At 57.6% G+C, this 8,823-nt stretch carries 7 protein-coding genes; 4 read left to right on the plus strand and 3 right to left on the minus strand.

What is annotated here, in order from left to right:
- The 3 genes from ISX93_RS16915 to ISX93_RS16925 form a co-directional block, all read left to right on the plus strand.
- Nucleotides 1-675, plus strand: a 675-nt coding sequence (locus ISX93_RS16915; RefSeq protein ID WP_195779931.1) for an ATP-binding cassette domain-containing protein, incomplete at its 5' end; no start/stop codon positions are given.
- Between the two features lie 199 nt (nt 676-874).
- Nucleotides 875-1,693 (plus strand): sulfotransferase family protein, encoded by an 819-nt coding sequence (locus tag ISX93_RS16920; RefSeq protein ID WP_195779932.1) that lies wholly within the window; start codon nt 875-877, stop codon nt 1,691-1,693.
- Between the two features lie 56 nt (nt 1,694-1,749).
- On the plus strand, nt 1,750-2,994 hold the full coding sequence (locus ISX93_RS16925) for a hypothetical protein (protein WP_195779933.1): 1,245 nt from the start codon (nt 1,750-1,752) through the stop codon (nt 2,992-2,994).
- 106 nt (nt 2,995-3,100) lie between these two features.
- Here the strand turns inward: ISX93_RS16925 and ISX93_RS16930 are convergent, their stop codons facing one another.
- From ISX93_RS16930 to ISX93_RS16940, 3 genes are all read right to left on the minus strand, one after another.
- Nucleotides 3,101-4,216 carry a glycosyltransferase family 2 protein gene (locus ISX93_RS16930; RefSeq protein ID WP_195779934.1) on the minus strand — a complete coding sequence of 372 codons (1,116 nt, stop codon included), beginning with the start codon at nt 4,214-4,216 and terminating at the stop codon, nt 3,101-3,103.
- Nucleotides 4,213-5,244, minus strand: coding sequence for a sulfotransferase family protein (locus ISX93_RS16935; RefSeq protein ID WP_195779935.1), 1,032 nt, complete (start codon nt 5,242-5,244; stop codon nt 4,213-4,215). The genes ISX93_RS16930 and ISX93_RS16935 overlap by 4 nt, the downstream gene beginning before the upstream one ends.
- 161 nt (nt 5,245-5,405) lie before the next feature.
- Nucleotides 5,406-6,512: a hypothetical protein gene (locus tag ISX93_RS16940; RefSeq protein ID WP_195779936.1), complete on the minus strand. Its 1,107-nt coding sequence runs from the start codon at nt 6,510-6,512 to the stop codon at nt 5,406-5,408.
- Nucleotides 6,513-7,044: 532 nt separating this feature from the next.
- Between ISX93_RS16940 and msbA the strand changes: the two genes are divergently transcribed.
- A partial coding sequence (msbA, locus tag ISX93_RS16945; RefSeq protein ID WP_195779937.1) for a lipid A export permease/ATP-binding protein MsbA occupies nt 7,045-8,823 on the plus strand: 1,779 nt, incomplete at its 3' end.

Raw genomic sequence — 8,823 nt, forward strand, 5'->3', positions numbered from 1 at the left:
CAGATGGTCGCCCTGGTCGGCCGCTCGGGCAGCGGCAAGTCGACCCTGGCCAGCCTGGTGCCGCGTTTCTATCACCATGAACAAGGGCAGATCCTGCTGGATGGCCTGGACATAGAGGAATACACCCTGCGCAACCTGCGCCGGCACATTGCCCTGGTGACCCAGCACGTCACCCTGTTCAACGACACGGTGAGCAACAACATCGCCTACGGCGACCTGGCTGGCGCGCCTGCCGAGGCCGTGCGCAAGGCTGCCGAGGATGCCTATGCCGACGAGTTCATCGCGAACATGCCAAAGGGCTACGAGACCCTGGTCGGCGAAAACGGCGTGCTGCTCTCCGGGGGCCAGCGCCAGCGTCTGGCGATTGCGCGCGCGCTGCTGAAGGATGCGCCGCTGCTGATTCTCGACGAAGCCACCTCGGCGCTGGATACCGAGTCCGAGCGGCACATCCAGGCGGCGCTGGACAAGGTGGTAAGCGGGCGGACCACGCTGGTCATCGCGCACCGCCTGACCACCATCGAGAAAGCCGACCTGATCCTGGTGATGGACCAGGGGCGGATCGTCGAGCGCGGCACCCACGCCGAGTTGCTGGCGCAGAATGGCTATTACACCCGCCTGCACGCCCGCCAGTTTGAAGAGGGCGGCGAAGAACCGGTTGTCGAGGCTCATGCGTAGGCAGCTGTGCTGAATTCGTAAAGAGGCTGGGCGCCGGTACTGTGGCTTTACTGGCATTCAGTCGTCAGTTCGACGAGACGGTTGCGATGTCTTTACTGTGGATCATGCAGTCCTGGCATCTGCTTGAATGGAATGCACTTGTTATCTCGATTTCAGGGTTTAGCCATCGGTTGCGCAGCATGCTTTTGAAGGGGGGGCAATGAAGGTCGAGAAGCATGGAAGGCATCGCAGGGTCTTTAGGCACTCTCCTGCCGAGTTGCTTTCGGCGCCGGATATCAGGGTTTCCTTCATTCTCGCCGGGGTGCAAAAATCCGGCACGACCGCTCTTGATCTGCATCTTAGAAGCCATCCCCAGGTAGCGATGGCCAAGATAAAGGAAGTCCATCATTTTGATGATGACCGGGTGTTTGCAATGCCTGGGGCGTGGTTGCGGGACAGAATATTCCATGCGCATTTTTCCACAGCGAATGCTGTTCTGCGCTATGGCGAAGCAACCCCTGCTTACCTTTATCATGATCGTGCGGTGGAGCGGATGTGGGCTTACAACCGGGATATGAAGATAGTCCTGGTGCTTCGCAATCCGATAGAGCGAGCATTTTCTCACTGGAACATGGAGCGTGATCGAGCCGTAGAGACCCTGCCATTTTTGCAGGCTTTGCAGGCAGAATCCGCCCGTTGCCGGGAGAGTTTGCCAAGGCAAAATCTCGTCTATTCATATGTGGATCGCGGCTTTTACACCGCACAGATCAGGCGCTTGTGGCGCTTCTTCCCGGTCGAGCAAACCCTGATCATCAAGCATGATGATCTGCGGGCTGATCTGCAGGGCGTGCTCGCGCGGCTATCAGGTTTTCTTGAGATCGACGCGTTTGCCCAGGCGGTACCGCGCGATGTGCATAGTCGCCCGTACATTGCACAAATGACCGATCTAGAGCGGGAATATTTGCGCAATATTTTCAGATTTGAAATCTGTGCGCTTGAGCAAATGCTCGGCTGGGACTGCAGGGCTTGGTTGTTGTGATTCGCTCACTTTGTTGATTATCTGGGCAGGCCCTGATACTGCCCTTGAAGGTGTTGATGAAATATTTATATCTGCATAACGGCTTCGGAAAAACAGGTTCTTCTGCCTTGCAGTCCTGGCTGGCTAACAACGTTGCGGCGTTGGCACGGCAGGGGTTCAGTTATACCAATCTCGACGATGAAAGCCTGAATTACCGGGTTTCCAGTGGCAATGCCCAAGTGCTGGCCAAGTTTCTGGCCGGTGAGGTTACCGAAAAGAAGCTGCTGGCCACCTATTTTGCACATGGCCTTTCTGCCACGATCATTTCGAGTGAAGTGCTGGGCTTGGATGCTGCAGCACTAAAACGTCTCAATGAGTTTTGCGGAAGGCATGGGCTGTCACTGAAAGTCGTCTTTTATGTGCGCAACTGCTACGAGTTCCTTTATTCGGCATTCGTGCAGGCGGTCAAACGGCATTGTTATCTCGGCGATTTCCGGGATTTTGTTGCCAAAACGGAGAAGGTGCGCCATGTCGAACGAGCCAGGCGAATCGTCGAATCGGGCACAAACTACCATGTCATTCACTACGATGCGGTCAAGCGTGATGTGGTTCGTCCATTCTGCGCGGCAGTTGGCGCCGACTATGCGCAGTTAGGAAGTTTGCAGGCGCGAACGGTGAATCGCACCCTGACCTCGGCCGAGATTGCCGTTGTGCAGTTCTTTACGCGCATCTCGCAGGAGTTTTTCGGTAATGCCCAGGCTTTCAATTATTCGGCGCTGGTTTCCGACTGGCTGGTCAATGGGTTTCCCGAGAAGCGTGCCGACCTGCCCTACAGCGCAACAGTAATTGGCGATTTGCGCGAGAAGTTTGTCGATGATCTGCTCTGGTTCAACCGGAACGTTGGCGAGCGCTTTGCAGTCAGCCTGGAGCTGCATGCGGCAGATGCGGTCTTTGCTGATGAGCCGTTGACCTGCAAACAGCCTCTGGATCTGGATATCTTGCGCACGGTTGCAAAGTTCCTGGCGCGACACAAGGGGCGTCTCGGTGTGGCGGCTCTTGGCTACTATGCCCGGCGCTTCAGTGAAATTGATTCGTGCGCTGCAGCCCTGCTGTTGTACGAACTGACCGACAAGGATCTTGCCGCTGCTGCCGGGCAGGATGCGCGCCTGGGTGATCTGCCGGCTTTTTACCACCAACTGCTCCAGGGAGTGCCTGACCTTGAGCCGCGACGGGCGGCGATCGTCTGTCCCGAGGAGCAGCGTGCTACTGTCGCTCCGCGCACGGGGCTGTGGCCGCGTTTGCGCAGCATGTTGCAGCGTTGAGTTGTGTATTGGCATGGGTTGCATGCGAGTGATGAGGGACGGATCTAGGCGGTTTGGATTACCTGGCGAATCCGTCCTGGCAGCATTTGGGCGGACAATCACGCCTTCAGAACAGCCAGATTGCAGCGCAAACTAGGGCTACTGTCACAGCTATAAGCGGCGTCATGAGGACTTTCAGCTTGCGCCTTATCTTGGACTTCAGGCTGCGCCGCATGCTCTTTCGCGGATTGCTCATCGTGGCAAACAGCTGCGGATTTTGCTGGAAGAACTCGCGATAGTCGTGCAGTGAGTATTTGCTGTCGTAGTCGCGTCCCCAGCGCAACAGCATCGCCGAGACAGTGTTATCCAGGCCGTGCTCGGATTCGTAGCGATGGAAAATCTGCAGGTTTCGTGCGTGATCCTTGGCAAAATTGTCCAGTTTCTGCAGCTTGCGCCGCTTCTCGTTCCAGATGCTTAGCGGTGATTTCCAGGTCCTTCTGCTGCGCTTTGCTTTGAGGCCGGCACCGGCTACGTTGCCATCGTGCTGGCGATAGCGCGTCAGGCGCTGGGGCAGGAAGTCCAGTCGTTCATGCTGGGCTGCGACATAGCCCAGCCACCAGTCATGGAAGGTGAAACCGTCGGGTATTGGCAGGGTGTGCTCAAGCAGTTCGCGCCGCATGATGGTGGTGCAACCAGTCACAACATTGCCCAGATAAAAGGCAGTTCGAGCATTCTGCGCAACGGGCTGGCGCTCCAGGGTCTCCCATAGACCGCAAGGCAGTGGCTCGCCCTGCTCATCAATCAGCTGGGCGTCGGAGTACACCAATAATGCCTCGCTACTGCGGATTTTCTCTAACAGTGTCGCAACCTTGTGCGGTTCCCAGACATCGTCCTGGTCAGCCAGCAGAATGTATTCTCCGCGGCACATCCGCAGGCATTGCTCGAAGTTGCGCACGAAACCGAGGTTCTGCGGATTCAGGTGAACATGCAGACCATGGCTGGCTTGCCACTTGCGCAGGATCTCCACAGTCCCGTCGCGGGAGCAGTCATCGCAGGCGACTATCTCCAGATTGGGGTAGCTCTGGGCATGTAATGAGGCTAGTTGCTCCTCGAGGAAAGCCTCTCCGTTATAGGTGGCGAGGGCTATCGAGACTAGCGGGGTATTGTCTGTCATTGAATAAGGCTGGTCTGGGTTGGTCTTGGCGGGGGCGGCAGGGGCCGCCCATTCTGGCGGGTGGCTCATCTTTGCCGGGTGGAGCACAGTTTGTCGAGCCGGAACAGGCGTAACAGCTTCGTGCTTACGCGCTGGTTGCGTTTCTTCTTGGCAGACTTTAGTTCCATGGCGGAGTGCAATAACTGTCTGGCGCAGTCCATTCGGGTCTGGTCAATGCAGGCGAGCCAGTCGTACTGCTCTTGCATAAACAACTCCAGCTGCCGCAGTACATCCGCCGACTGTTCCAGCAACTGCTGAGAGGGCGTTCCATTGGTTCGCGCCCAGAGACTCAGGCAATTGTGCAGTTGCAGGGATAGTTCCGGCAGTCTGCTGTTATGAAACTGCTCTGCCGGGAATGAATGGTCGCTATTGCGCCGCAGTTCGGGGTCAAGGAAATCGTCCGAAAATGCCTTCAGCTGGAGCGCGCCAAATTTTTCGGTGGGCAAGTGCAAAAACTCGCCGATGCGCTGCAGTTCTTCGAGAGGAGCGTTGAGCACACAGTCGTAGTCGACCACTAGCCCGCCATGCTCGAGCAGGGCTTGTAGTCCCTGGGACTGATGTTGCAGCCAGAGGGTCAGGGCGAGAGCGGGGGGGAGGTTGTCGCGCTTGGCCAGCGACGCACAAACGCTCGCAGGATGACGATTGGCCAGCAGGTAATATACGCCTGTGTTGCGGTTATCCAGAACCATGCGCCAGAAAGGGAGCAGGCGGGTCATGCGCGGGTCTTTGATGCCCCATAACTTGGCCCTGCCAAATTGATCATCAAGAAGTTTCTCGGCGAGCATTGCATGGGTCTCTTGCACATGCTCAGGCATGGTTGGCGCAAGAATCGAATCCCAGCGGGACTGGCATGTGGACAGCAAGCGTTCGTTGAAGGCCACCACCTCAATGTTTTCAAAGTAACCCTTTGGGTTGTCGGGCGATGGCGGCATCAGTCGTTCGCCCAGCTCCACGCCAAGTGTGGCAAGGCCATTGGCCAGCACGGAGGTGCCGCTGCGGTGCATGCCTAATACCAGCACGGCGCGAGCTGAGGGGCTTGAAATGGCAGTTGCGGTCATCGCTGTGCTCATAGGTTCTGGGTGTACAGGGCTTAGGCGGCAGTCAGGCAGCATGCCCCGAAAAACTATTCCTGTCAGCGACAGGCACCATGCAATCGGCAAGCGATTGATTGGTGGCAATTCGGCAGCAGCCATATGACTGCGCGGCAAGCCCGCTATTGTTACGGCAGGCCTTGTCGCCAGCGGCGTAGCTTGACCGCCCACTTTCTGACGCCGTGCAGTTTGGGTTCGATCTGGCTCATGCGGAAAGCATGGAAGAGTTGGGCAACTTCTTCAGGCTCGAGCTCGGTCGCTTTCTGCGGGCCATATTCACCGAGCAGCGCGCGCAACTCCATTACCACCTCGCCGGGAGTGTGCAAAAGATCGGCCGGATATGCCACATCGCCCGGCCGTGCATCACCAAGCTCTTCGCGCAGGCAGTCGCCGAGCCGCCGTTCCATCCACTGGATGTCCTCCTGTTGTGCGACCAGGGTTGCTGCGCTGAGTTGTGGGCTGAAGCGAAAACGTTGGTTGCCCAGCGTTTTCAGCGCCATGTTCAGCCGGTTGGCTTCGCCTGCATGCAATGCCGGGTAGTTGAATTGCGCGGCGTAGGTCCGATAGACATAGAGCAAGCCGATCACCTGTCGGGAATAGGATTCGTTGACACGGATGATGCGATCCCCAGGCAGGGCGATGTCGAGCCGTGCACAGAAATCGCTGACCACGCAGTGGTCGGGAAAGCTGGCAGGATCGAACTTCCACAGTGCCACATTGTTTGCGCCGAAGACCTGATCGAACTTCTCGAAAGTCTCCCTGTAAGGGCGGTAGAGCGCATCGGCACTCAAAGGCGGTAAGCGGTTTTTCAGGAACTGCTGGAAAATGCTGGATATGTAGGCTGCCGGCGAACGCACATAGCCCACGATGCGAATGCGCTTGAAGTGCGGGCGCAATGTGCTTTGCAGTCGCTCCAGGGCGGCCTTGTCCAGCTTGCTGATACTTTCACCGGAAATGATCAGGTGACGGCCATCCTGCATGCGTATGGCCTTTTCCAGCTTGCGCTTTGCCTGCTCAATATCCTTTTTCAGCTCGGCCGGGTTTATTTCATTGGCTCGCTGGCTGTTCTGGCTGACATCGCTGGCTGAAAACAGGTTGCTCATTGCAAAGCTGTGATTCGAGGTGTGATCAAGATCGGCATAGCGAAACCGGTCATTCACAAATCCATTCAGGGATTGCTGAATGGATGTGCTGCCGGTCTTGTGCATACCGATATGAATGATGCATTCGGTCATTGGCGAGCTCCTTGCCAGCTGAAATTGCAGTGCGCAGTTGATGCGGGGTTGCTCGAAGCTCGCGTTGGCGAGGTGTTGGCGGTGTTTTTGTCTGTGCCTGGGTTCAGGTCTGAATCAACGCGGGTCATGGCAAGCCTGGAGTTGTTTGGCGCGGCAGTTAGTGCTTCAGGTTCATGCAGTCGCGCGGCAACATGCCGGCGCTGAGGGGGTTGCTGGAGAAATGAGTGCCGAGGCAGTCGCTCGGATGCCCAACGAGTTCTGGCAGCAGCAGTATGTTGTCCGGCTGCCGTGAACGAAAGGGGCCGGGATGGTGCCGGGTGGAAATGCAGTCTGCCGGATTGCGGGCGTCGGGCATCAGGCGCCGCGCATGATCGGGATAACATCTTCAGCGGCAGGCCAGTGGCGGGACATTCCATCCGGGGTGTGAGGGACACATCCGCCAGCGGCGTGGCGCTGGCGAGCCACTGCATTAATTCGTTCGCTGGTACAATTTGCATTCGTTCGTTCTTGTTTTATTTGTGAGGCGCGCTGTATGGCCCGTAAAGCCCGGCAATCTGGACTTAAAATTTATGTACGCCTGCTTGGATATGTTCTGCCTTACTGGAAAGCCTTTGCGCTGAGTATTTTCGGTTTTCTGCTGTTTGCTTCGAGCCAGCCAATGCTGGCCGATATCCTCAAATACTTCCTTGAAGGCATCGAGCATCCCGACGATGCCCGGATATTCAATATTCCAATGGTCTATGGCGTGCCGTTGCTGATTGTACTGATTGCCATTTATCAGGGTATAGGGTCGTTTCTCGGGAATTACTATTTGGCCAAGGTGGCGAGGGGTCTGGTTCATGATTTGCGCTGCGGGTTGTTCGAAAACCTGCTGCATTTGCCCAACCGGTTTTTCGATAACCACAACTCCGGCCAACTGATTTCGCGTATCTCATTCAACGTGCAGCAGGTAACCGGAGCTGCCACCGATGCCCTCAAGGTGGTTATTCGCGAGGGGTTTACGGTGGTTTTCCTGTTTGCCTACCTGTTGTGGATGCATTGGAAGCTGACATTGGTGCTGGTTGCGATTCTCCCTATCGTTGCGTTCATGGTCACCACCGCCAGCAAGAAGTTCCGCAAGATGAGTCGGGCCGTGCAGGACAGCATGGGCGGCCTGACCCACGTGGCTTCCGAGACAATCCAGGGCTACCGCGTGGTGCGCAGCTTTGGTGGCGAGGATTACGAGCGGGAGCGCTTCCGCAAAGTGTGTGATGACAACATGCGCCGGGGTTTGAAGATGACCCGCGTTCAGTCGATTTATACGCCGGCCTTGCAGTTGGTGATCTACAGCGGCATGGCGGTGCTGATGTATCTGGTGCTTTATTTGCGCGGCGACTCAAGTGCGGGCGAGCTGGTGGCCTATATAACGGCTGCCGGGCTGTTGCCGAAACCGATAAGGCAGTTGTCCGAAGTGAACTCTACGATCCAGCGTGGAGTTGCTGCGGCGGAGAATATTTTCAACCAGCTTGACGAGTCCCCGGAAGTCGACACAGGCACCCAGACGCGCGAGCGGGTCAGTGGCCGGCTGGAGGTGCGCAATCTCAGCTTTCGATATCCAGACACTGAAAAGGTGGTGTTGGAGGACATTTCATTCGTTGCCGAGCCGGGACAGATGGTCGCCCTGGTCGGCCGCTCGGGCAGCGGCAAGTCGACCCTGGCCAGCCTGGTGCCGCGTTTCTATCACCATGAACAAGGGCAGATCCTGCTGGATGGCCTGGACATAGAGGAATACACCCTGCGCAACCTGCGCCGGCACATTGCCCTGGTGACCCAGCACGTCACCCTGTTCAACGACACGGTGAGCAACAACATCGCCTACGGCGACCTGGCTGGCGCGCCTGCCGAGGCCGTGCGCAAGGCTGCCGAGGATGCCTATGCCGACGAGTTCATCGCGAACATGCCAAAGGGCTACGAGACCCTGGTCGGCGAAAACGGCGTGCTGCTCTCCGGGGGCCAGCGCCAGCGTCTGGCGATTGCGCGCGCGCTGCTGAAGGATGCGCCGCTGCTGATTCTCGACGAAGCCACCTCGGCGCTGGATACCGAGTCCGAGCGGCACATCCAGGCGGCGCTGGACAAGGTGGTAAGCGGGCGGACCACGCTGGTCATCGCGCACCGCCTGACCACCATCGAGAAAGCCGACCTGATCCTGGTGATGGACCAGGGGCGGATCGTCGAGCGCGGCACCCACGCCGAGTTGCTGGCGCAGAATGGCTATTACACCCGCCTGCACGCCCGCCAGTTTGAAGAGGGCGGCGAAGAACCGGTTGTCGAG

Origin of the sequence: Pseudomonas sp. N040 (assembly GCF_015637705.1) — a bacterium.
In the GTDB taxonomy this organism is placed as follows: Bacteria; Pseudomonadota; Gammaproteobacteria; order Pseudomonadales; family Pseudomonadaceae; genus Aquipseudomonas.